The organism is Pseudonocardia oroxyli (genome assembly GCF_900102195.1).
In the GTDB taxonomy this organism is placed as follows: Bacteria; Actinomycetota; Actinomycetes; order Mycobacteriales; family Pseudonocardiaceae; genus Pseudonocardia; species Pseudonocardia oroxyli.
The window spans coordinates 1-24,210 of record NZ_FNBE01000028.1; the positions used below are offsets into that span (position 1 = coordinate 1).

Genomic DNA, 24,210 nt, shown 5'->3' on the forward strand with positions numbered 1-24,210 from the left:
GGCCACCCCCACCGTGACGACCGGCCGCGTCCTGCCCCTGGAGACCATCGCCGCGGCCAAGCCCGACCTGATCATCAACGTCGCCTCCGGCGGCGACAAAGACGAATACGACACCCTCTCCCGCATCGCCCCCACCATCGCCCTCCCCGTCGGAGCACAGCCCTACGCACCCAAATGGCAGGACGCGACGCGGCTGATCGCCCAAGCACTCGGCAAACCCGCAGAAGGCGACAAACTCGTCACCGACACCGAGACCTACCTCAACGGCGTCGCCGCAGCCAACCCCACCTTCCACGGCAAGACCGCCACCTACCTCGACGTCATGGCCGGCGAGGTCTACGTCGGCGGCAACCAGGCCACCGTCGTCACCACACTCAAAGAACTCGGCTTCACCGACACCCCCTACGTCGCAGCCCTACCCCCCACCGACACCCAGACACCCCTCTCCGCCGAACTCCTCCCCCAGATCGACTCCGACATCCTCGTCATCTACGGCTTCGGCGCCAACCAAACCGACACCCTCGCCTCCAACGCAGGCCTCGCCAACCTCGGCGCCGTCAAAGCCGACCACGCCTACTTCATGCCCGACCTCGCACTCTCCTCACCCTCAGTCCTGTCCATCCCCTACGGGGTCGACGCCATGTTGCCCTTCCTCAAGACCGCGACGGGCTGATCGCGCGGGCCGGGATGATTCCGGGCCGGAATCATCCCGGCCCGGAATCGGCGCCGCGGGAAATGGTGACCGACCGCTTTCCGAGACAGACTACTCCCCTTCATCGCCCCGATTTCCGCGGTCAGCGCCAGGCCGCCGCCGCTTCCGGGAAGAAATCCTCGAACATTCCGAGATCAGTGGCGCGGGCATAGTTCGGATGGGCCCGGTGCCGGACGAACTCGGTCAGCGCCCGCCTGCCGTAGTAGCCACCCGGGCCCGGTCGCCGTTCCCCTCGGGGCAGCCGATCCGCCGCCACCGCGTCGGCCGCCCGGACGAAGAGGCGATGGCAGGCCTCCACCAGGTTGAGCATCACGTCCTCGAAGACGTCGTCCGGCTCCACCGGGAACCGCTCCTCGTCGACGACGGGACCGGTGTCGATCCCCGCGTCCACCTCGTGCAGTGTCGCGGCGAACTCGGTCTCCCCGTTCAGGATCGCGTGGGCCACGAGGGCCAGGGGCAGCCCCCGGTACTGCGGGAGCGGGCCGCCGTGCACGTTGAAGATCCGCAGCCCCGTCCCGAGCAGCGGCGCCCGGAACAGGAAGCGGTTGTCGATCGACCAGACGATCCCGTCGGTCGAGGCCGCCGCCAACTCGTCCGCGAGCAGGTTCACGTCCGTGGTCTCGTGGACCGCCACCGACTCGGCCCAGGGCGGCCGGTCCCCGCCGACCGACGTGCACACCCCGTCCACCGCGTACCCGCTCCGACGGGCGTGGTCGACGGCCCGCCACAGCAGGGCACCGTCACCGACGAAGATCATGACACCTCCACTCGACCGTGGCCGCCGACCCGGCGCAGCCCGGGCAGGGCCACCAACAGGACGACACCGACACCCGCCATGACGGCGTTGTAGACCCAGAAGGCGTCGGCGGGCCCGAACACCGACCCGAACACCCCGGCCACCAGGGCGCCGACGGCGGCGCCGGACATGTTCTGTGCCCCGAACACGCTGTTGACCCGCCCGAGCATGGCGGCGGGCGTGCGGATCTGCAGCAGGGCGTACCGGAGCACCTCCTCGACCGACACGCTCGCGCCCGCGGCGACGACGAGGAGCAGCACCACCGGCACGACCGAGGCCAGGCCTGCGGCGACGTAGCAGAGGAAGCTCACGATCATCATCGCGAGCAGCAGCCGACCCGGACGGGACACGCCGCCGAGCCGGCCGCTGCCCAGCGCCCCGAGGATCAGCCCCGCCGACAGGGCGGAGTACATCAGGCCCACCACGGTCGGGTCCCCGCCCAGCCGGGCGTCGACGAACGCGGGGATGAGGACCAGCGACCCGCCGCCGCACATCCCCACCACTCCCGCCACCATCACGCCGCGGACCACGGGCTCGCGGACGACGAACCGGTAGCCGCTGCGCATCGCGCGCAGCGGACCCTCCGCAGTGGACGGCGCTGCCTGCGTGCCGGAGCGGGGGACGGCCGCCCGGCGTCGGGCGACGAGCAGGAGCACCACCCAGGCCGACAGGGCCGTCACCGCGCCGACGCCGTAGTTCCACCCCGGGCCTGCGACGGCGAAGACCGCGCCGCCGGTCACCGGGGCGAGGACGGTGCCCAGCCGCATCGACACGGTGTTGAGCGCCCCGACGGCGTGCAGCTGCGAGGCGTCGACCAGCTCGGGCAGGACGGCGAGCAGCGCGGTGATGCCCATCGAGCCCGACAGTCCGTTCAGCACGACGAAGGCGAACACGGGCCACACGGCCTGCAGGAACGCCGCGTTGAGGGTGAGCCCGACGAAGGTCAGCCCGCAGACGAGGGTGCTCCACACGATCAGCGCCCACCGGTCCCGCCGGTCGGCGAGCACGCCGCCCGCGAGGAACCCGGCGAAGAACGCGAACCCCTCCGCCGCGGCCACCAGGCTGACCGTGGCGGTGGACCCGGTGAGCCGGTACACCTCCAGCGGCACGGTGACCGCGACGAGACCGACGCCGAACAGCAGCACGAAACGGGCGAGGAACAGGGAGCGGAAGGACGCACTCCGCCGCAGCGGGGTGATGTCGACCAGGAGGGATCGGAGCATGATCAGAACATCGTCCCGCACCACGGCGCGGCGCCGGTCGCGAACAGCCGGTCCGCGAGCGGCACGGCTGCGCGATCGTGGACGGCCACGAGGCCGACCGCGGCGAGCTGGGAGGGCGCGGTGCCGCCGAGGTAGGCGGCCGCCAGTGCCGAGACCGGCACGGTGAGCTGCGGGTCCGTGGCCACGCGGTCGACCCCGGCGCCGCTGATCCGGTACCGCCCCCCGTTCGCGGGCAGGTGCTCGTCGACGATCTCGACCACGACGCCGTCGGACCCGGTTCCCGAGCCCCAGCGTCTCGCGGCGAGGGCCGCGGGGACGTCGACGATCCGCAGCCACATCTCGTCGAGGGTGTCCTCGACGCGGCACGCCCGGCGGTCGTGCAGCAGCAGCGGCACCGCCTCGTCGAGCGGGCGGCCCGGGGCGCGGATCTCCTCGACGAGGTCGAGGTGCAGCAGGTACCGCCACAGCACGGCGGCGACCTCGGGCGACCCGGCCACGAGCTCGACGACCGTCAGCACCCGGCGCATCGACGCCACGTCGACACCCTCGAAGTCGACGGCCCAGGTCACGTAGCCCGTCTCCCCGCCGGGCCCCTCGTAGGTCGCCGCGGCCAGCGTCGGGGCGGCCCCGCGGTAGGGGTCCCACGCGTCCCACCAGGCCGGGGAGCGGTGCACCATCCCCGGCCGGGCCCCGGAGGCCACGGCGCGGGCGTGCACGGCGGCCAGGACCTCGCGCAGCCCGCCGTCGACCGGCTGCCGGACGACGCCCGTCGGCGCGGGGAGATCCGCACGCGGGGTCGAGCGGTCGCGATGGACGCGCAGGGTGCGGGTCGCCGTCGCCTCGCCGCTCCCCCACCGCTGGTACAGCGTCGCCACGCTCGGCCGCTCGACGAGGAAGGTCTCCCCGGCCTCGGCGAGGTCCTGGAGCCGGGTGCTCATCAGCGCGGCGTAGAGCCCGCGTCGCGTGTGGTCGCTGCGCACGCCGCCCGCGGTGGAACCCGCGACGGGGAGCACCCCGCCGCCCGGGACGACCATGCCCAGCGGGGTGGTCATGAGGGTGGCCACCACCGTGTCGTCGACGAGGCTGCCGTACACGAGCCCGGGTCGGTAGAGGCCCTCGACCTGGGCCCAGCGCTCGTCCGACGTGGCCGGGAGGTGCAGTCCCGCCATGAACAGGTCGTAGGAGGAGCGCCAGTGCTCCGGTGCCAGCCGTTCCACCCGCGCCGGGCGGGCGGTCCGGACCTCGGACGTCGTGCTCACAGCTGGTCCTTCCTGTGGGCGGCCGCACGGACCGCCCAGGACTCGAGGGTCCCGATCCAGTGCGCCGCCAGTCTCTCGACGGTCTCGTTGGGCAGTGCTCCGGTGCGGATGTCGGCCGCCACCCGCAGCGACGTGCCGTCGTCGACCGCGGTCACGCCGATGACCAGGCCGTGTCCGGAGAGGACGCCCCGGGCCGCGCCGACGTCGGTCGCGGCGAACTCGGGCGCCACGGACCACGCCGACTCGGCGGGGACCACGGTGCGGCCCAGATAGCTGAACGACACGTCGGCGGCCGGTCCGAGGTCCACCCCCGGCACGTGGTGGCGCAGCAGCCCGTACCCCAGCCCGCCGTTCGGGTGGCCGGTGAGCTGGGCGTCGAGCAGCCGGGCGGCGTCGTCGAGGCCGCCGGGGTCCGTCGCCCCCGCCAGCCGGACGGGGTGCAGGGCGGTGAACCGGCCGACGGTGCGCGTGAGATCGAGACCGGGCCGGAGTCCCTCGACCCGACCGTGCCCCTCGACGTCGACGAGCACACCCTTCCCCGCCCCGCCGAGCACCGCGGTGACCGCGAGGTCCAGTGCCGCGAGGAGGACCGCGTTCACCGAGACGCCGAGCGCACGGGGCAGCCCGACGAGCACCGTCTCGGCCACCGCCGGGTCGAGCTCCCGTCGGTGCCTGCGGGCGTCCGCCGCCGGCTGCCGCGGCGCGGGATCACCGGTCAGCGGCGCCGCGCCGGCCGCGAGCGCCCGCCAGTGCGGCGCCTCGTCCGCCGTCCGCGGGTCCTCGGCGACCGCCGCCAGCACGTCCGACCAGGTCCGCAGGGAGGTCCCCGCCGGACCGGGCGGAGCGGCGCCCGCGCCCAGGGCCGCGATGTCCTCGACCAGGGTGCGCCAGGACGCTCCGTCGACGACCAGCTGGTGCGCGACGACGATCAGCCGTCCCGTGCGCCGGGGCCCGCGGTCCAGCCAGACGAACCGCACCACGGCACCGGAGAACGGGTCGAGCGCGTCCCGGGCGGCGGCGGTCTCGCGGGCCACGACCGCGGCGAGATCCTCGTCCGACACGGGGACCCGACGCAGCGTCCCCGCCGGGTCGAGCCCGGTCGGGTCCGGGACGTGCAGGTGGTCCCAGCGGCCGCGGTCGTCCGTCACGAGCCGGGCGCCCAGCACCGGGTGCCGCACCTGGAGCGCGCCGAGGAGGGCGACCAGCGTGGCCCGGTCCACGCCGGGCGGGGTCCGCAGGAGGCCCGCCTGGTGCGGCCCGGCCGGTGACCCGCCCAGGCTCTCGAGCCATCGCAGGGCGGGCGTGAGCCCGACGCGGCCCAGGCCGGGATCCGCCGCGGGCTCCTCGACGTCCGCGGCCGTCCCCTGCTCGACGAGCTGCGCGACCGTCGGGTACCGGAGGACGTCTCGCACCCGCACCGGCAGGCCGACGGCGCGGGCCCGGCCGGCCAGCGCGATCGCGGAGAGGCTGTCGCCGCCGAGATCGAAGAAGTCGTCGTCGATCCCGACGCTCGGGACCCCCAGCGTCTCGGCGACCGCCTCGCAGAGCAGCGCTTCGACGGGCGTCCGCGGCGTCCGCCCCGTCCGCGCGCGCAGCGGCGCGGGTTCGGGCAGTGCCGCGGCGTCGAGCTTGCCGTTGACCGTGAGCGGCAACGCCGGGACCACCGCCCAGAGGGTCGGGACGAGGTAACCGGGGAGCCGCGCGGACACGGCGTCGCGGGCCTGCGCGGGCAGCTGCTCGGCTCCGTCGTCGGGAACAGGGCCGTCGGGCACCAGGTAGGCGACGAGGCTGCGCTGCCCCGGCACGACCGGGTCCGGCCGGGTGAGCACGGCGGCCTGCGCCACCCCCGGCACGCCGGCCAACGCCGCCTCCACCTCGCCGAGCTCCACCCGGTGGCCGCGGATCTTCACCTGGTCGTCGCTGCGCCCCAGGAACTCCAGGTGCCCGTCCTGTCGGCGCCGCACCAGGTCACCCGTGCGGTACAGGCGCCCGCCCGGGGTGAACGGGTCGGCGACGAACCGCTCCGCCGTCAGCGCGCCGCGGCCCAGGTACCCCCGCGCCAGACCGGCCCCCGCGACGTACAGCTCGCCGACCACGCCCGCGGGAACCGGCAGCAGGCCCGCGTCGAGCACGTGGTCGCGGGTGTTGGCGATCGGCCGCCCGACGACGGGCGTGGCGCTCTCGTCGGTGCCCGCCCCCAGGGTGTTGATCGTGTACTCGGTGGGTCCGTAGAGGTTGTAGCCCCACACCCCGTCGGTGTCCCGCAGCCGACCCCAGATCGACTCGGGCACGGCCTCCCCACCCAGCAGGACCAAGGGCGGTCGGTGCCGGTCCGCGTCGAGGAGCCCGGCGGCGAACAGGTGGTGGGCGTAGGTCGGCGTGACGTTCACGACGTCGATGCGCTCCCGGTCGCAGTAGCGGACCAGCTCGGGGGCGTCCCGGCGCAGCGACTCGTCGCAGATGTGCACCTCGTGCCCGTCCACCAGCCACAACAGCTCCTCCCACGACATGTCGAAGGAGAAGGACACGGTGTGGGCCACCCGGAACACGCGCCCGCCCGCCGCCGCCACCGCGGGCCGGAAGATCTTCTCCCGGTGGTTGACCATCATGTTCGTCAGCCCCCGGTACGGCGTGACGACGCCCTTCGGCCGCCCCGTCGAGCCCGAGGTGTAGATCACGTAGGCCGGGAGGTCCGCCCGGTGCGGGTTCCCCGGCGCGAAGGCCCCCAGCTCGCCGGGGGTCACCGCGGCGCCCGACCGCTCCGCCAGCTCGGCCCGCACCCGGGGGTCGTCGAGGACCAGCGGGGGGACGCCGGTCGCCGCCAGCCGGGGCGCCGACTCCGCATCGGTGATCAGCAGGGCCGCCGACGCGTCCGTCAGCACCGCGCGCAGCCGTTCGTCCGGGTACTCCAGCTCGAGCGGCACGTAGGCCGCGCCCGCCCGGAGCACGGCGAACAGGGCGACGACGGTCTCGACCCCGCGCGGCAGGCCGATGCCCACCACGGACTCGGGGCCCACACCCCGGTCCAGCAGGGCTCGCGCCAGCCGGGACACGCGGGCGTCGAGCTGCGCGAACGTCACACGCTCGGACCCCGCCACGAGGGCCACGGCGTCCGGGCACACGCGGGCGCGCTCGCCGAGCAGCTCCGCCACGGTGGCGTCGGCGACCCGACGCTCCCCGGCCGCCCGGTCGCGCTCGAGCGCGGCCCGGTCGGCGGCGGCCAGCACGCCGATCGAGCCCAGCCGCACGGCCGGGTCCCGGGTCAGCCGGTCCAGCACGTGTTCGAGCCGCTCGGCCACCCGGCGGACGGTGTCGGTGTCGAACAGGTCGGTGGAGTACTCGACCACCCCGCCGATCCGGCCCGCGCGCTCCTGCAGGTTGAAGGCGAGGTCGAACTTCGAGGTGCCGGTCGTCAGGTGCTCCGCCGTCGCCGCCACGCCCGGCAGGCGCAGCGAGGCGTGGTTGGCCTCCTGCGCGAGGAAGACCAGCATGACCTGGAACAGCGGGTTGCGGCCCATCGAGCGGGTGGGCCGCACGAGGTCGACGACCTCGTCGAACGGGGTGTCCTGGTGGTCGTAGGCCTGCAGGTCCACCTCTCGCACGTGGCGCAGGAACTCCCCCACCGTCGACTCGGGCGCCACCCGGGTGCGGAGCACGAGGGTGTTGAGGAAGTAGCCCACGGAGTCCTGGAGCGCGGCGTCGACCCGGCCGGAGATCGGGGACCCGACGGCGACGTCCTCCCCGGCGCCGTGCTTGCCGAGCAGGAGCGCCACCGCGGCGTGCAGGACCATGAACACGCTCATCCCGTGCTCCTCGGCCACGGCGTGCACCCGGGCGGTGAGCTCCGCGGGCAGCCGGACCTCGACGGTCGCACCCCGTCCACTCAGGACGGCGGGGCGCGGCCGGTCGGCGGGGAGGCTCGTCTCGTCGGGCACGCCGTCGAGGGTGGCGCGCCAGAACTCGAGCTGGGCCGTCTTCGCGGGTGTCGGCGCGGACCTCGTCCCCAGGTGGGCCCGCTGCCAGCGCGCGTAGTCGGCGTACTGCACCGCGGCCGGTCCGAGCGCCGGGTCGCGGCCCGCCAGCCGGGCCGCGTAGGCGCGCTCCAGGTCGGCGACCAGGGGCCGCCACGACATCTCGTCGACCGCGATGTGGTGGACGGCGAGCACGACGACGGACTCCGCCGGGCCGCACGTCAGCACCTCCGCCCGGATCGGTAGCTCGGCAGCGAGGTCGAAGCCGTACCGGGACAGCTCGGCGACGAGGGCGTCGACCTCACCGGGGTCGACGCGCCGGTGGCCGAACCAGTCGGGTGCGTCGTCGAGCGGGAGGACCCGGGCGACCACGTCACCCTCCTCCGCCACGTACACCGTCCGCAGGATCTCGTGGCGGAGGAGCAGGTCGCCGAGCGCGGCGCGGAACGCCGGCACGTCCAGCGTCCCGGTCAGCCGCCAGACCAACGGGATGGTGTAGGTCGGGACCGGTCCTTCGATGCTGAAGATCGTCCAGAGCTGGCGCTGGCCGTCGGACAGGGGCGCGGTCCCGCCCCGGGGCCCGGGCACCAAGGCGGGACGCTCGGTGCCGGTTGCCGGGGTGCCGGTCGCGGTGCCGGTCGCGGCGCCGTTCTCGCCGCCCCTGTCGCCGCCCGTGCCGCTGCCGTCGTGCGCCGCGGCGATCCGGGCCGGGGTGCGGCCGTCGAACACGTGCCGCGGCCGGATCCGGACACCCGCCTTGCGCGCCTGGTTCGTCACCTGCAGCGAGGAGATGCTGTCGCCGCCGAAGCCGAAGAAGTCGTCGTCGACGCCGAACTCGTCCAGGCCCAGCACGGCGGCGAACACCGTGCAGAGCACCCGCTCGGTCTCGGTGGCAGGCGGGCGCGCGGCCCGGCTCCGCAGCCGGCGCGGCTCGGGCAGGACGGCGGTGTCGAGCTTGCCGTTCACGGTGAGGGGCAGGGCGTCGACCTGTCCCCACAGCGTGGGGACCATGTAGTCCGGCAGCAGCTCCGCCGCCCGCGCGCGGACCGCCTCGGGCAGACCGGTGCGGTCGGGGACCGGGCCGTCAGGGACCAGGTACGCCACGAGGCTGCGCTGCCCCGGCACGACGGGGTCCGGCCGGGTGAGCACGGCGGCCTGCGCCACCCCCGGCACGCCGGCCAGCACCGACTCGACCTCCCCGAGCTCCACCCGGTACCCGCGGATCTTCACCTGGTCGTCGCTGCGGCCCAGGAACTCCAGGTGCCCGTCGGGACGGCGGCGCACCAGGTCACCGGTGCGGTACATGCGCGCGCCGGGGGTGAAGGGGTCCGCCACGAACCGCTCGGCGGTCAGCCCCCTCCGGTCCAGGTAGCCGCGTGCGAGACCCGCCCCGGAGATGTAGAGCTCACCGACCACACCGGCGGGCACCGGGCGCAGCCACGCGTCGAGCACGCGGTCGCGGGTGTTGGCGACCGGCCTGCCGACGACCGGGGTCGGGCTCTCGTCGGTGCCCGCCCCCAACGTGTTGATCGTGTACTCGGTGGGGCCGTAGAGGTTGTACCCCCACACCCCCTCGGTGTCCCGCAGCCGACCCCAGATCGACTCCGGCACCGCCTCGCCCCCCAGCAGCACGAGCACCGGACGGTGGCGGCCCTCGTCGAGCAGGCCCGCCGCGAACAGGTGGTGGGCGTAGGTGGGTGTCACGTTGACGACGTCGATGCGCTCGCGGTCGCAGTACTCGACCAGCTCCACGGCGTCCCGGCGCAGCCGCTCGTCGCACACGTGCACCTCGTGGCCCTCCACCAGCCACAACAGCTCCTCCCAGGACATGTCGAAGGAGAACGACACCGTGTGGGCGATCCGGAGGGTCCGGCCCCCGGCCGAGGCCACCGCGGGCCGGAAGATCGTGTCCCGGTGGTTGACCATCATGTTGGTGAGGCCGCCGAAGGGGGTCACCACGCCCTTGGGGCGGCCGGTCGAGCCGGACGTGTAGATCACGTAGGCCGGGAACTCGGCCCGGCGCGGGTTCCCCGCGCCGAAGGCCCCGAGCTCCGCGTCGGTCAGCGGCGCCGCCGACGCGGCCGCGAGCTCGGCCCGGACGTCCTCGTCGTCCAGGCACAGCAGCGGCACACCCGCCGGGCCGAGGCGGACGGCCCCGGAGGCGTCGGTCACCAGGAGCGCCGCGCCCGAGTCGGCCAGGACCTCCTTGAGCCGCTCGTCCGGGTAGTCCAGCTCGAGCGGGACGTAGGCCGCACCCGCCCGCAGCACCGCGAACAGCGCCACGACCGTCTCGATGCTGCGCGGCAGCCCGAGCCCCACGACGGACTCCGGGCCCAGCCCTCGCGCGCGCAGCACCCTGGCCAGCCGGGACACGCGTGCGTCGAGCTCCGCGAACGACACCCGCCGGGTGCCGAAGACGAGCGCGGTGGCGTCCGGGTGCAGCCGGGCCCGCTCGCCGAGCAGCTCCGCGACCGTCGCCTCGCCGACGGGGCGCTCCCCCGCCGTCCACGCCCGCTCCAGCTCCGCGAGCTCCGCGTCCACCGACACGGCCAGCGACCCGACGGGCGCCGTCGGATCGGCCGCCACCCGGCCGAGCACCCCCTCGAACCGCGCGAGGAGAGTGCGCGCGGTCTCCTCGGGGACGCCGTCGGGCCGGTAGTCGAGGGTGACCTCGATGTCGTCGAACGGGTTGACGGCGAAGGACAGCGGGAAGTGCGAGTCGTCCACGATCGCGACGTCCGCGATGTCGGCGCGCGACGGCGACTCGGCGAACGAGTACCAGGCGTTGCGCAGGGTGAAGAGGGTGTCGAACAGCCGGTCGTGCCCCGTCGCCTGCTGGATCCGGCCGAGGCCGAGGTGGGAGTGCGCGAGCAGCCGCACCCGGTCGTCCTGGAGGCGGACCAGGAGGTCGCCCACGCTCTCGCGCGGGTCGAGGGCCACCCGCACCGGGACGGTGTTGAGGAACAGGCCGATCGCGTCGTTGATGCCGGGCAGGGCGTCGGGGTGGACGACGACCGGGGTGCCGAAGACCACGTCGTCGCCCCCGGTGGCGTGGGCCAGCACGAGGCCCAGGGCCGCGTTGAGCACCACGTTCAGCGTGACGCCCTGGTCCGCGGCGAGGCGCCGCAGCGCGGCCGACAGGTCCGGGCCCAGGCGGGTCCCGACCCGCCGGGACGGCTCCGCCCAGGTGCGGGCGCCGCCGACGACCTCGGTCCCCGTCTCCAGCCCGGCGAAGGCCTCCCGCCACGCCTGCTGCGCCGCCGCCTCGTCCTGGCCGAGGTTCCAGCGCAGGAAGTCGGCGTAGTCCGGGCCGCGCGTCGCCGGGGCGGTGTCGTGATCCCTGCCGTGGTAGAGCGCGACCAGCCGGTCGACGAGGGTGATGCCGGCCGCGCCGTCGAACAGCTGGAAGTGGTTGGTGAGCAGCAGCCGGTCGGGACCGGCGCCGGTGTGCACGAGCACCAGCCGGAACAGCGGCTCCCGGGCGAGGTCGAAGCTGCGGTCGCGTTCGCGGCGGCCGAGCTCGGCGAGCTGCGCCCCGACCTCGTCGTCGGTGCCGGTGAGGTGCACCTCCACCAGCTCCGGGTCGACGGCCGCGCGCACGAACTGGACCGGCCGCCCGGCGGCGGTGGCCGTGAACCCGGCGCGCAGCAGCGGCGTCTGCGCCACCAGGGTCCGCAGCGCGGCGGCCAGCCGGTCCGCCTCGAACACGCGCGCGGCGGTGAACAGGCTCTGCAGGACGTAGATGCGGGCCGAGTCGGCGTCGTAGACCGACTGGAAGTACAGACCCTCCTGCAGGGGGGACAGCGGCCACACGTCGGCGACCGGACCGCCCGCGACCGCGGCGAGGGCCGCCTCGCCCTCGGCGGTGAGGTCCAGGGTCGCGCGCAGGTCCAGGTCCGCGGGACCCGCGTCGGCGGGCGCCGCGGTCTCGGCGGCCTCGGCGATCAGGGCCGGGGTGCGCCCGGTGAACACGTCCCGCGCCCGGATCCGGTAGCCGCCCGCCCGGACCAGGGCGGTCACGCGGGTGGCCAGGATGCTGTCCCCGCCGAGCGCGAAGAAGTCGTCGTCGAGCCCCACCTCGTCGAGGCCCAGGAGCGCGGCGAAGGCGGTGCAGACGAGCGTCTCCACCTCGGTCCGCGGGGCCCGCACGGCGCGCTCCCCGACCTCGGGCACGGGCAGCGCGCGGCGGTCGAGCTTGCCGTTGAGGGTCAGTGGCAGCCGGTCGAGCGGCACGACGGCGGCGGGGACCATGTACTCGGGCAGCGTCCGGGCGAGCGCCGCCCGCAGGTCGGCGGGATCGTGGGAGCCGGGCGCGACGTACCCGACGAGCCGCCGGTGCCCGGGGACGTCCTCGCGCACCTGCACGGTGGCCTGCGTGACGCCGGGGTGGGCCAGCAGGGCCGCCTCGATCTCGCCGAGCTCGATCCGGAAGCCGCGCAGCTTGACCTGGTCGTCGGCGCGGCCGACGAACTCCAGCTCGCCCGCGGCGGTCCACCGGGCCAGGTCGCCCGAGCGGTAGAGCCGCTCGCCGTCGGCACCGAACGGGTGGGCGACGAACCGGGCCGCGGTCAGGTCGGGGCGCTCGGCGTAGCCCTGCGCGAGCTGACCGCCCGCGACGTACACCTCGCCCACCACGCCGGCGGGCACCAGCCGCAGGTGCGGGTCCAGCACGAGGACGGCGAGGCCGCCCAGCGGACCGCCCACGGGGCTGCGGGTCCCCTCGGCGGCGGCGACGTCCAGCTCCCGGTACGTGGTGTGCACCGTGGTCTCGGTGATCCCGTACATGTTCACCATCACCGGGGCGTCCACCGGGTGCCGGTCGTACCAGCGGCGCAACCGCCGCGGCTCCAGGGCCTCACCCGCGAAGATCACGTAGCGCAGGGAGTCCGCAGCCCCCGCCTGCTCCGCCTCGGCCAGCTGGTAGAAGGCCGACGGTGTCTGGCTCAGCACCGTCACCCGCTCGGCGGCGACCAGCTCCCAGAGCTGCTCGGGTGCCCGCGCGGTCATCGCGTCCACGACGACCAGGCGTCCACCGTGGACGAAGGCCCCCCAGAGCTCGAACACGGAGACGTCGAACGCCACCGAGTGGAACAACGTCCACACGTCGGACTCGTCGACCCGCAGCCGGGCCGTCCCCGCCGCCGTCGCCGCGACGAGCAGGTCCAGCACGCTCCGGTGGCTCACCTCCACGCCCTTCGGCCGTCCCGTCGAGCCCGACGTGTAGATCACGTACGCGGGCAGCGCGGCGGGCACCGGCCCCACCTCGGGCGCGGCGTCACCCATGGCGGCCTGCTCGGCGACGACCGCGGCGGAGTCCAGCACCACCAGTGGCGTCCGCGCGGCGGCGAGGATGGACCGGGTCGCCTCGGTCGTCAGGACGCAGACGGGCGCGGCGTCCCCGAGGATCAGGGCCAGCCGCTCGGCCGGGGCCGAGACGTCCAGCGGCACGTACGTCGCGCCGGCCTTGAGCACGCCCAGCAGCGCGACGACCATCTCGGCGGAACGCGGCACCGCGATCCCCACCCGGTCCCCCGGCAGGCAGCCGCGCTCGCGCAGCAGCCGTGCGAGCCGGTTCGCGCGGGCGTCGAGCTCGCCGTAGGTCAGCCGGTCCTGCCCCGCGACCAGCGCCACCGCATCCCGCCGGGCCGCGGCCGACCGGGCGAACGCCTCCGCGAGCGTGCTCGGCCGCTCGGCGACCGCGGGCAGGGCGGTCCGCCGGTCGAGCAGCCGGAGCACGTCACCCGTCGACAGGACGTCCACCTCGGACAGCCGGGCGCCGGTGTCGCGCGCGAGCGCGGCGAGGACCCGGCGCAGCCGCTCGACCACGGCCCGGGCGGTCGCGGCGTCGAACAGCTCGACGGCGTACTCCAGGACGCCGTGCACCGCGGCACCCGGCCCGCCGTCGCCGGCCTCGAAGAACTGGAAGGCGGCGTCGAACCGGGCCGTGCCCGCACCGGGCGGCTGCGGGACGACGGTCGCGCCGGCGAGCCCGAGCTCGCTGCGCTCGACGTCGGTGCGCAGGTACACGACCTCGACCTGGAACAACGGGTGCCGCGCGGGCGCCCGTTCGGGGTTGACCCGGCCGACGACCCGTTGGAACGGCACGTCCTGGCGGCGCAGCGCGGCCAGGTCGGCCTCGCGGACCCGGCCCAGCAGCTCGGCGAGCGTCGGGTCGCCCCCCAGGTCCACCCGCAGGGCCAGGGTGTTGAGGAAGAACCCGACGACGTCGTCGAGCTGCTGGTCGCGCCGCGCGGACACAGGCGTCCCGAGCACGATGTCGTCCCCGGCACCGTGCTTGCCCAGCAGCACCGCGACAGCGGCGTGCAGGAGCATGAACATGCTGATCCGGTGCTCGTGGGCGACCTCGCGCAGCCGGGCGGTGAGCTCGGGGTCGAGCGCGAAGCCGACCGTCGCGCCTGCGCCGGAGGAGACCTCCGGGCGCGGCCGGTCCAGGGGCAGGGTCACCTCGGCCGGCGCACCGGCGAGGGTGTCGGCCCAGTGGTCCAGCTGCCCGCGTGCCGTGGGCGTCGGAGCGTCGTCCGGCCCGAGCAACGCGGTCTGCCAGGCCGCGAAGTCCGCGTACTGCAGCGCCGGGGCGCTGAGCGGCGGGGCGCTGAGCGGCGGGGCGCTGAGCGGCGGGGCACCGTCCCCGAGCCCGCCCCCGAGCCGCGCCGCGTACGCGGCGGACAGGTCGGCGAGCAGCACCCGGTAGGACCACTCGTCCACCGCGATGTGGTGCACCGTGAGGACGAGCACCCACTCGTCCGCGCCGACCTCGAGCACGGTCGGCCGGAGCGGGGCCTCCCGGGTGAGGTCGAACCGGTGGCCGACCGCCGCCGCCACGGCGGTGTCGACGTCGGCGGGCGCGACGGCCAGGGCGTCGACCGCGACCGGCACCGCACCGGGCTCGTGGATGCGCTGCACGACGGAGTCCCCGACCGTCGGGTAGGTCGTGCGCAGGATCTCGTGCCGGGCCACGACGTCCTCGAAGGCGGCCCGCAGCGCGGCGAGGTCCACCGGCCCGTGCACGTGCCACACCCGGGGGACGTTGTAGACCGCCGGGTCGACCGCGGAGGCCCCGTCCGTCTGGGTCACCGTCCACAGCCGCTGCTGCCCGGCCGAGAGCGGCAGGTCCCCGGTGCGCGGCACCCGGACCAGCGGGGGCGCGGGCGGTGCGTCGAGCGCGTCGAGCCGGTCGAGGAGCTCGCCGAGCCGGGCGACGGTCGGGGCGCCGAAGAGGTCGGCGACCGCGATCTCCGCGCCGACGGCCTCCTTGATCCGGTTGGCCAGCCGCAGGGCCAGCAGCGAGTGTCCGCCGAGGGCGAAGAAGTCGTCCTCCACGCCGACCTCGGGCAGGCCGAGGGACGCCGCGAACAGCGCGCACAGCACGCGTTCGCGGTCGGTCCGGGGCGGGCGGGAGGCGACCGCGGGGCGGGTCTCGGGGTGGGTCAGCGGGTCCGGCAGCGCGGCCCGGTCGAGCTTCCCGCCCGGGGTGCGCGGCAGTGCCTCGATCGGGGCGAGGAACGCGGGCACGAGCTGCGCGGGCAGCCGGGTCCGCAGCCACCGCCGGATCTCGTCGGTGTCGAGCGCACGGCCCTCGACGCCGACGAGGTGGGCGACCAGCGCCGTCCCGCCGCCGACGGCGTCCGCCCGGGGGACGACCGCGGCCTCGGCGACGGACTCGTGCTCGGCGAGCACGGCCTCCACCTCGCCGGGCTCCACCCGGACGCCGCGGATCTTGACCTGGTGGTCCACCCGGCCGAGCAGCTCGACGCGGCCGTCCTCCGTCCAGCGGCCCAGGTCACCGGTCCGGTAGAGCCGACCGCCCGCCCCGCGCGGGTCCGCGACGAAGCGCGCGGCCGTCAGGGCCGACCGGCCGAGGTAGCCCCGGGCGACCTGGACGCCCGCGACGTAGACCTCCCCGACGACACCGGCGGGGACGGGGACGAGGAAGCGGTCGAGCAGCAGGACCTCGGCGCCCGGCACCGGCCGGCCGACGGTCACCGGTCCGTCCCCGGCGACCTCGCCGGCGAGGACGTCGCCCGCGACCTCGGAGGAGCCGTAGGAGTTGACCACGACCGAACCCGGCGCGGCCGCGAGCGCGTCCCGGGTGACGGCCGCGGTGAGCGGTTCACCCGAGCACACCCAGCGACCGAGCGTCGAGACGTCCGCGCCGGGGAGCGCGGTCAGCGCGGCGACCACCGACGGGACGGCCGTGAGCTGGCCGACCTCGTGGTCGGCGACCAGCCGGGCGAGCGCGGCCACGTCGGTCGCGGCGCGGTCGTCGGCCAGGACGACCCGGGCGCCGCCCGCCAGCGCGGCGAGCAGCTCGGTGACCCCGTCGATGAAGCCGATGGAGCTCTTCGCCAGCCGGACGTCCCCCGGTGCGACCGGCCACTGCTCCTGCGCCCAGGCGAGTCGGTTCGCCAGGCCCGCGCGGGTGCCAAGGACGCCCTTGGGACGGCCGGTCGACCCCGAGGTGTGGATCAGGTAGGCGGCTGCGGCGGCGCGCACCGGGGCGGGCGCGGGGCCCGCCCGGAACCGGGCGCCGTCCTCCATCAGCACCGTCTCCAGCGGCACCCCGTCGGCGGCGTCGGGCAGGCTCGCCCGGAGTTCCCCGGTGGTGATCACGCAGCGCGGCGCCGCGTCGGCCAGCAGGTAGGCGATGCGCTCCGCGGGGGCGGTGCGGTCGATCGGCACCAGGACCGCGCCGGCCTCCAGCACCCCGAGCACGGCGACGACGAGGTCGTCGGTGCGCGGCAGCACCACGGCCACCCGGTCCTCCGGCGCCACCCCGCGGGCGCGCAGCTCCCCCGCCAGCGCGCCCGCCCGCGCGCCGAGCTCGGCGTAGGACACGACGCGGTCCCCGGACACGACCGCGGCGGCCCGGCCCTCCCGCTCGATCCGCGACCGCAGCAGGTCCGGGACCGACGGCGCCGGGGTGGCCGCGGGAGCCGCGAGCGGGGACGGTGTGCCCGGCGACTGAGCGCCCGACGACCGAGCGCCCGCGGACAGCAGGGCGCCGAGCCGCTCCTGCGGCCGGTCGGCCGCGGCGGCGAGGAACCCGTCGAGCTCGGCCAGGAGGCGCGCCACGAGCGGGCCCGTCAGGGTCGCCGTCGCGTAGGTCGCCTCGACGTCCATGCCGTCGGCGGTGAGGAACACCTCCAGCGCCAGCGGGTGCTGGGCCGTCCCGTTGTCGGTGCGGAACCAGGTGGTCTTCGCGCCGGGCAGCTGCGGACCGTCGATCTGCTGGGTGAGGAAGAGCAGCATGGCGTCGAAGAGGCCGCCGCCGCGCGCGGTGCGTTCCGGGTTGAGCTTCTCGACGAGCTTGTCGTACGGGTAGCCCTGGTGGGCGAAGCCCTCCGCCGCGACGTGGCGCACCCGCTCGACCAGCGACCGGAACGAGTCGGTGACCCGGACGGGCGAGCGCAGCACCACGATGTTGCCGAAGTTGCCGACCAGATCGGTGACGCCGGCGTCCTCACGGTTCAGCACGGCCGTCCCGACCGCGACGTCGTCCGCGGACCCGTACCGGCTCAGCAACGCCGTGTAGGCGGCCAGGAAGATCGTGTACGGGGTGGTGTCGAGGTCGCGGGCCAGCCGCCGGAGCCCGTTCGTGGCGGCCTCGGACATCCGCCGGTCCACCCGCGCGCCGCCCTCGGCGGGGCCGTCCGGGTGCTCGGGCACCATGCCGTCGAACAGCGCGGGGGCGGGTTCGGCCAACCGGGCCCGCCAGAACTCCAGCTCCGCCGACCGGCCCGCGTCGTCCCAGGCCGCCTGCTCCGCCGCGGCGTGGTCGGCGACCTGGACCGCGGGCGGGGCCGGGCGCGGGTCGCCGCCCGCGGCCGCCTCCCGGTAGAACCGCTCGAGGTCGCGGGACAACGCCGCGAAGGTCAGCCCGTCCCAGGCGATGTGGTGCACGAGCAGCAGCACCGTGAGCCTGGTCGCCGACTCCCGGGCGAACACGACCCGCAGCGAGCTCTCCCGCTCCAGGTCGTAGGGCCGCGCGGCGTGCACGCGGGCGAGGTCCCCCACGGAGGTCCCGTCGAGGTCCGCCACCTCCAGGTGCAGCGGGAGCTCCTCGTGCACCCGCTGGCAGGGGACCCCGTCGACGGCGTGGTAGGTCGTCCGGAGGATCTCGTGCCTGCGCACCAGCGCGCGGAAGGCCGCCGCGAGCGCCCGCTCGTCGACCTTCCCGGTGAAGGAGACCTCGATGCACAGGTTGTAGGCCGTGCTGTCCGGGACGATCTGCTGGTGCAGCCACATCCGGCGCTGCGCGAACGAGAGGGGGAAGTCCGTGCGGCCGGTCTCGCGCACCACCGGCGAGCTCGGCCCCGGGGTCGCGCGGTGCAGGCCCGCGGCGGCGATCCGCCGGGCCAGGAGTTCCTGCTTGGTCGTGCTGGGAGCCATGGGTTCCTCGACTGGTCGGAGCGGGGCGGGGCGGCGCGTCAGACGCGCGCGGCCGACTGGGCGAGCGCCTTCTTGTCGACCTTCCCCACCCCGGTGAGCGGGAGCGTGTCGACGAGCAGCAGGCGGTCGGGGTGTTTGAAGCGGGCGAGCCCGCGCTCGCGGAGGTAGGCCTTGAGCTCCTTGAGCTTCGGCGGTCGCGGGGTGGCCGGTCGGAGCACGACGGCGGCACAGACGGTCTCGCCGAGGTCGTCGTCGAGCAGCGGGAAGACCGCGGCCGCCGCGACGGCCGGGTGCCCGAGCAGCTCCTCCTCGAGCTCGGTCGCCGACACGTTCTCGCCGCCGCGGTTGATGACCTCCTTGACCCGGCCCGCCACGACGACGTGGCCTCCCGGCAGGACCCGGACCAGGTCACCGGTGCGGTAGAAGCCCTCGTCGTCGAACGCCAGCCGGTTGTACTCGGCCGCGCGGTAGTAGCCGCGCAGCGTGTAGGGCCCGCGCGTCCACAGCTCGCCGACCTCGCCCGCCGGGACCGGGTGACCCGCCTCGTCGAGGACCCGGATCTCGTCGGCCGGGGACATCGGGCGACCCTGGGTGGACCGGACGATCTCGGGCGGGTCCTCGGGCCGGGTCTGGGTCAGCAGGCCCTCGGCCATGCCCAGCGACTGGATCAGCCGTACGCCCAACACCTCCTGGACGCGGTCGGCCGTCCCGACGTCCAGCCGGGCGCCGCCGACCATGAGTCGGTCGAGGCTCGACAGGTCGCGGCCGTCCTGCGGGGCCGCCTCGACCCACAGCCGCGCGAGCGGCGGGACCACGGACGACACGGTGACCCGCTCGCGTTCGACCAGTCCGAAGGCGACGTCCGGGCTGGGCGCCGGGGCGAGCACCGCCGTGCCGCCCGCCGACAGCGTGCCCAGCACACCGGGGCAGGCCAACGGCAGGTTGTGCCCGATCGGCAGCACCGCGAGGTAGACGTCCCGCTCGGTCAGCCCGCACACCTGCGCCGCCGCCCGCAGGTTGTAGGCGTAGTCGCGGTGGGTGCGCGGGATCAGCTTCGGCCTGCCCGTGGTCCCCCCGGACATCAGGAGCAGCGCGACGTCCTCGGCGGAGGCGGCGTCGTCGACCCGGGCGCCCGGCACCGGGACGTCCGCCAGGTCCTCGAAACCCCCGAACGACACGGACGACACGGACGACACGGACGCCCCCGGTTCGCCGCGCACGAACACCGACCGCACGGACGGCACCTCGCGGCGCACCTGCTCGGCCAGCGCCACGTGGTCGAACCCCTCGTGCCGGTTCGGCACGAGACAGGCCACCGCCTCGCTGACCTGCGCGACGTGCACGATCTCCGCGCGGCGGTGGGCGGGCATGGTCAGGACGGGGATCGCGCCGAGCCGCAGCAGTGCGAACAGGGCCACCACGAACTCGGCCACGTTCGGCAGCTGCACGACGACGTGGTCGCCCGGTCCGAACCCGCGGGCCCCGAACCCGGCGGCCATCGCGTCCGCGGCGGCGTCGAGCTCGGCGTAGGTGAGGCGGCGCGGTCCGCAGACGAGCGCGACGTCCCCCGGCGAACGGGCCGCCCACCCGCGCAGCAGCCCGCCCAGCGTCTCCGACCCCCAGTACCCCGCCTCGACGTAGCGCTCGACGAACTCGGCGGGCCAGGGGGTGAACCCCGGATCGGTCACCGGTCCCCCTCGGCGTGGGCCAGCGCGCGGACCGCGTCCGCCGCCTCGTCCTCGGACATCGCCTCGACCTCGAGCACGATCTCGGCCACCTCCCGCAGCCGGTCCGGTTCGCGCGAGGCCGCGAGCATCGCGGCGGCGAGACCCGCGATCGTCGGCGCGCCGAACAGCATCCGCACCGAGACCTCCCGGGTGTCGAGGGTCTCCCGCAGCCTCGACACGATCAAGGTCGCCAGCACGGAGTCGCCGCCCACCGCGAACAGCGAGTGGGTGACGCCGATGGCGTCCTGTTCCAGCACCGACTGCCAGACGAGCGCGATCACCGTCTCCAGGGCCGTGCGCGGCGCCACCGGCGCCTGGTCCCCGCTTGCGGCCGCGACCCTCGACCGGACCGCGGTACGGTCGAGCTTCCCGTTGGGGGTCAACGGCATCGCGTCGAGCGCGAGGACCGTGCGCGGCATCATGTGCGGGGGCAGCCGGGTGCCGAGCTCGGCCAGCAGCGCGGACCCGTCGCCGACGGGCCCGTCCGCCACCACGGCGACGGCGAGCGACGGGGCGTCCCCGCCGACCACCACGGCGAGCGCGGACCGCACACCCGGGACCTGCAAGGTCGCGGCCTCGACCTCGCCGAGCTCGATGCGGAAGCCGTTGACCTTGACCTGGTTGTCCCGGCGGCCGAGGAACTCGACCGTGCCACCGGGCCGGTACCGCGCCGTGTCCCCGGTCCGGTACCAGCGGGTGCCCGCCCGCGTCACGAAGCGGTCCCGGGTGCGCTCGGGGTCGCCGCGGTACCCGGCGGCGACCCCGCCGCCCCCGATCCACAGCTCGCCCGGCACCCAGTCCGGCGTGTCCCGCCCGCGCGGATCGACGACGCGCAGCACGACGTCGTCCAGCGGCGTGCCGTAGGGCACCGACTGCCACGACGGGTCGATCTCGTCCACCACGCAGACGGTGGAGTGGATGGCCGTCTCGGTCGTGCCGCCCAGCCCCGCGAACCCGCAGCCGGGCACACGCGCCCACAGCCGACCGGGCAGGTCGACGCCCACCCGGTCACCGCCCAGCAGGACCTGCCGCAGCGAGTCGCCCAGGTCCGCACCCGTCGCGAGCAGTGCGTCGAGCAGGGCCGGGACGCAGTTCAGCACGGTCACCCGGTGGGTCCGGACCAGCTCGGCCCAGTGCTCGGCCTCCCGCTGCCTGCCCTCGGTCAGCGTCACGACGGCGCCGCCCACGTCCAGCATCGCGAAGACGTCGAAGACCGAGAGGTCGAAGTCGAGCGCCGACACGGCGAGCGTGCGGTCGCCCGGTCCCAGCCCGAACCGCCCGGTGAGATCGTCCAGAGTGGTCACCGCGGCCCGGTGCGGGACCTCGACGCCCTTGGGCTCGCCGGTCGATCCCGAGGTGAACAACAGGTAGGCGGGCTGTTCGGCGTCGACGGGCACCGGTGCGGGCAGTGGGTCCGCCCGTTCCAGCTCGCTCAGCGGCACGCCGGCCCCGACGACCACCGCATGGCCGGAGACCGAGGCGATGCGCTCGGCGCGCGCCGCGGGCTGCTCGATCCCGACCGGCACGTAGGCGCCGCCCGCGGCGAGGACGCCCAGCACGGCGACGACCTGCTCGGGGCCGCGCGGCAGGGTCACGGCGACCGGGTCGCCCGGACGGACCCCGCGGGCCCGGAGCCCCGCGGCGACGCGCAGCGCCCGGTCCGCGAGCTCCCCGTGCCCCATCGTGTGGCCGTCCGCCCAGCACACGGCCGGTCGGTCCGCGCGCTCGGCGGCGTGGGCGAAGAACCGCTCGTGGAGCAGGGCACCGCTGCCGGGGGTCGCGGTGTCGTTCGCGGCCTCCCGCGCCGCGCGCTGGTCGGCGGGCCGGAGGTCACCGACGGGCTCCGTCCAGCTCTGGGCCCGGGCGAGTCCGCGGACCAGCCCCTCGAACGCGGCGAACATCGCCGCGGGCACCCCCGCCGCGAACTCGTTCTCCCGGATGTCCCAGTTCACCAACAGGCCGCCGTCGAGCTCGCTGACCTGGGCGTCCAGCACGACCTGCGGGCCCTGCGAGATGATCCACACCGGGTCGCCGAAGTGGGCGCGCACCCCCGGGTCGAAGAGCTCACCCAGGTCGATCCCGCTGGTGAAGACCACCGGCGCGATCAGCTGCTCGCCGTTGCGGCGGCCGAGATCGCGGAGCACCTCCAGCCCGGAGTGGTCCTTGTGCGAGGCGTCCGCGTGCAACCGCCGCTGCACCGCCTGCGCCCGCTCGTGCAGCGTCCGCGGCTCGGTCAGGTCGACCTCCAGCAGCACGGAGCTGGTGAAGTCCCCGACGACCCGGTCGATGTCCGGGTGGACCTGCTCGCGGTCGAACATCGGCACGTTGAGGACGAACCGGGGATCGGCGCTCCACGCGCCCACCACCTCGGCGAACACGGTGGCGACGGCGACCGCGGGGGTGACCCCGCGCCGGCGCGCGGCGGCGGCGACCGCGGCCCATTCGGCGGTGTCCAGGTGGAAGGCGAGCCGCCGCGCCCGCGCCCGGTCGCCGGGATCGACGGCACGCGGGAGCTCCGGGGGCCCGGGCAGCGTGGCCAGCCGGTCGGCCCAGTACCGCGCCGCCTCCGCCTGCACCGCCGCCCGTGCCTCCGGCCGGGCGTGCAGGTACTCCCGGTAGGTGTAGCGCAGCGCGGGCAGCGCGGCGTCGGGGTCGGCGTAGAGCGCGGCCAGGTCCGCCAGCATCGCGCGGTAGCTCACCGCGTCCGCGGCCACCATGTCCACGTCGAGGTGCAGCCGCGCGCGGGGCCCGCCGGACAGGCCGGGGGGCAGCAGGCTGACGGCGGCCCGGAACACCTCGCCCCCTTCGATGTCCAGCAGCTCGTGGGACATCTCGTCCCGGATCCGGTCGAGCTCGCGGGCCGCGTCCTCGGGTTCCGCCGCGCGGAGGTCGTGCACGCGCAGGGCCTGCCAGGACGACGGCCGGGCGATGCGTTGCCTGCCGTCGTCCCCGATCCGGACGCGCAGCATGGGGTGCCTGCGGACGAGCCCGTCGAAGGCCGCGCGCAGCCGGTCGGGGTCGATCCCGGGGCCGTCGAACTCGAGGTAGAGGTGCGGCGCCACCCCGCCGAGCTGCTGTCCCGCGTCCCGCCCGACCCAGTAGGCGTGCTGGAGCAGCGCCAGGTCGAACTCCTCGCCCGCGTCCGCCGCGGATCCCGGCGCAGGTCCCGGCGCAGATCCCGGCGCAGCCCCTGCCGCGGGCTCGTCGGCCCCGGTCACCGGGTCCCCGGCGAGCAGGCGCGTCCACGCCTCGACCGTCGGGTTCTCGGCCAGGGCCGCGAACCCGACGTGGCGGCCCTCCCCGCGCCAGCGGCTCACCAGCCGCATCAGCGTGATGGACTCCAGACCCAGCTCGAAGAGGTTCGCGTCGTCGGCGATGTCCGCGGGCTCCTCCTCCAACAGCTCGGCCAGCAGGACGCGCAGCGCGGCGCCGTCGAGCTCCACCGTCTCGCTCACCGGGCCGTCCGCCCGGAGACCAGCACCTCGGGGGCGCCGGGGACGGGCTGGGCCGGGTCCGCACCGAGCGCGACGATCCGGTTGTCGGCGTCGACGTGCACCACCCGCGGGACCAGCGAGGTCGGGTCGGCGGCGGGCACCTGGCGGAACGACATGATGATCACGAGGTCGCCCGGGTGCACCAGGTGGGCGGCCGCGCCGTTGATCCCGATCACCCCGCTGTCCCGTTCGCCGGTGATGGCGTAGGTCACCAGTCGGGCGCCGTTCTCGATGTCGACGACCTGCACCTGCTCGCCCTCGACGAGGTCGGCCGCCTCCATGAGGGCGGCGTCGATGGTGATCGAGCCGACGTAGTGCAGGTCCGCCTGCGTCACGGTCGCGCGGTGGATCTTGCCGCTGAGCAACGTGCGATACATCAGGCGCCCTGCTCCATCGCCGCGACCAGGCTCTTCGGTCGCAGGTCGGTCCAGTTCTGCTCCACGTGGTCCAGGCACGCCTGCCGGGAGTCCGGGCCGCAGACGATCTCCCACCCCGCGGGCACCGCGGCGAACGTCGGCCACAACGAGTACTGGCCCTCCTCGTTCACCAGGGCGTAGAACTCCCCGTTCTCGTCGTCGAAGGGGTTCGTCGACATGCGTACAGCTTCCTTTCGGTAGG

9 protein-coding genes are annotated in these 24,210 nt (G+C 75.4%); 1 reads left to right on the forward strand and 8 read right to left on the reverse strand.

Annotation, left to right across the window (positions count from 1 at the left end; genetic code table 11):
* The coding region (locus tag BLS43_RS28070; RefSeq protein WP_093089731.1) for an ABC transporter substrate-binding protein at positions 1 to 673 on the forward strand (673 nt) is incomplete at its 5' end.
* A 121-nt stretch (positions 674 to 794) separates the two neighbouring features.
* Here the strand turns inward: BLS43_RS28070 and BLS43_RS28075 are convergent.
* The 8 genes from BLS43_RS28075 to BLS43_RS28110 are packed head-to-tail and all read right to left on the reverse strand — an operon-like array spanning position 795 to position 24,187.
* Positions 795 to 1,469 carry a formyltransferase family protein gene (locus BLS43_RS28075; protein ID WP_093089732.1) on the reverse strand — a complete coding sequence of 225 codons (675 nt, stop codon included), beginning with the start codon at positions 1,467 to 1,469 and terminating at the stop codon, positions 795 to 797.
* Complete coding sequence (gene entS / locus BLS43_RS28080; protein WP_093089733.1) at positions 1,466 to 2,731, reverse strand: enterobactin transporter EntS; 1,266 nt, start codon at positions 2,729 to 2,731, stop codon at positions 1,466 to 1,468. Before entS ends, BLS43_RS28075 begins: the two co-directional genes overlap by 4 nt.
* A gap of 2 nt (positions 2,732 to 2,733) precedes the next feature.
* Positions 2,734 to 3,990, reverse strand: coding sequence for a GNAT family N-acetyltransferase (locus BLS43_RS28085; protein WP_093089734.1), 1,257 nt, complete (start codon positions 3,988 to 3,990; stop codon positions 2,734 to 2,736).
* A complete protein-coding gene (locus tag BLS43_RS28090; protein WP_093089735.1) occupies positions 3,987 to 18,371 on the reverse strand; it encodes a non-ribosomal peptide synthetase in 14,385 nt (4,794 codons plus the stop codon). Before BLS43_RS28090 ends, BLS43_RS28085 begins: the two co-directional genes overlap by 4 nt.
* Before the next feature lie 38 nt (positions 18,372 to 18,409).
* On the reverse strand, positions 18,410 to 20,059 hold the full coding sequence (locus tag BLS43_RS28095; RefSeq protein WP_093089736.1) for a (2,3-dihydroxybenzoyl)adenylate synthase: 1,650 nt from the start codon (positions 20,057 to 20,059) through the stop codon (positions 18,410 to 18,412).
* A complete protein-coding gene (locus BLS43_RS28100) occupies positions 20,056 to 23,553 on the reverse strand; it encodes a non-ribosomal peptide synthetase (protein WP_093089737.1) in 3,498 nt (1,165 codons plus the stop codon). Before BLS43_RS28100 ends, BLS43_RS28095 begins: the two co-directional genes overlap by 4 nt.
* Positions 23,550 to 23,969 carry an aspartate 1-decarboxylase gene (gene panD / locus BLS43_RS28105; RefSeq protein WP_093089738.1) on the reverse strand — a complete coding sequence of 140 codons (420 nt, stop codon included), beginning with the start codon at positions 23,967 to 23,969 and terminating at the stop codon, positions 23,550 to 23,552. Before panD ends, BLS43_RS28100 begins: the two co-directional genes overlap by 4 nt.
* Complete coding sequence (locus tag BLS43_RS28110) at positions 23,969 to 24,187, reverse strand: MbtH family protein (RefSeq protein WP_093089739.1); 219 nt, start codon at positions 24,185 to 24,187, stop codon at positions 23,969 to 23,971. Before BLS43_RS28110 ends, panD begins: the two co-directional genes overlap by 1 nt.
* Positions 24,188 to 24,210 lie beyond the last annotated feature (23 nt).

Excerpts from the sequence above, each read along its gene's own strand:
- BLS43_RS28075 (WP_093089732.1), bottom strand. The coding sequence starts at position 1,469 with ATGATCTTCGTCGGTGACGGTGCCCTGCTGTGGCGGGCCGTCGACCAC.
- entS (WP_093089733.1), bottom strand. The coding sequence starts at position 2,731 with ATGCTCCGATCCCTCCTGGTCGACATCACCCCGCTGCGGCGGAGTGCG.
- BLS43_RS28090 (WP_093089735.1), bottom strand. The coding sequence starts at position 18,371 with ATGGCTCCCAGCACGACCAAGCAGGAACTCCTGGCCCGGCGGATCGCC.
- panD (WP_093089738.1), bottom strand. The coding sequence starts at position 23,969 with ATGTATCGCACGTTGCTCAGCGGCAAGATCCACCGCGCGACCGTGACG.
- BLS43_RS28110 (WP_093089739.1), bottom strand. The coding sequence starts at position 24,187 with ATGTCGACGAACCCCTTCGACGACGAGAACGGGGAGTTCTACGCCCTG.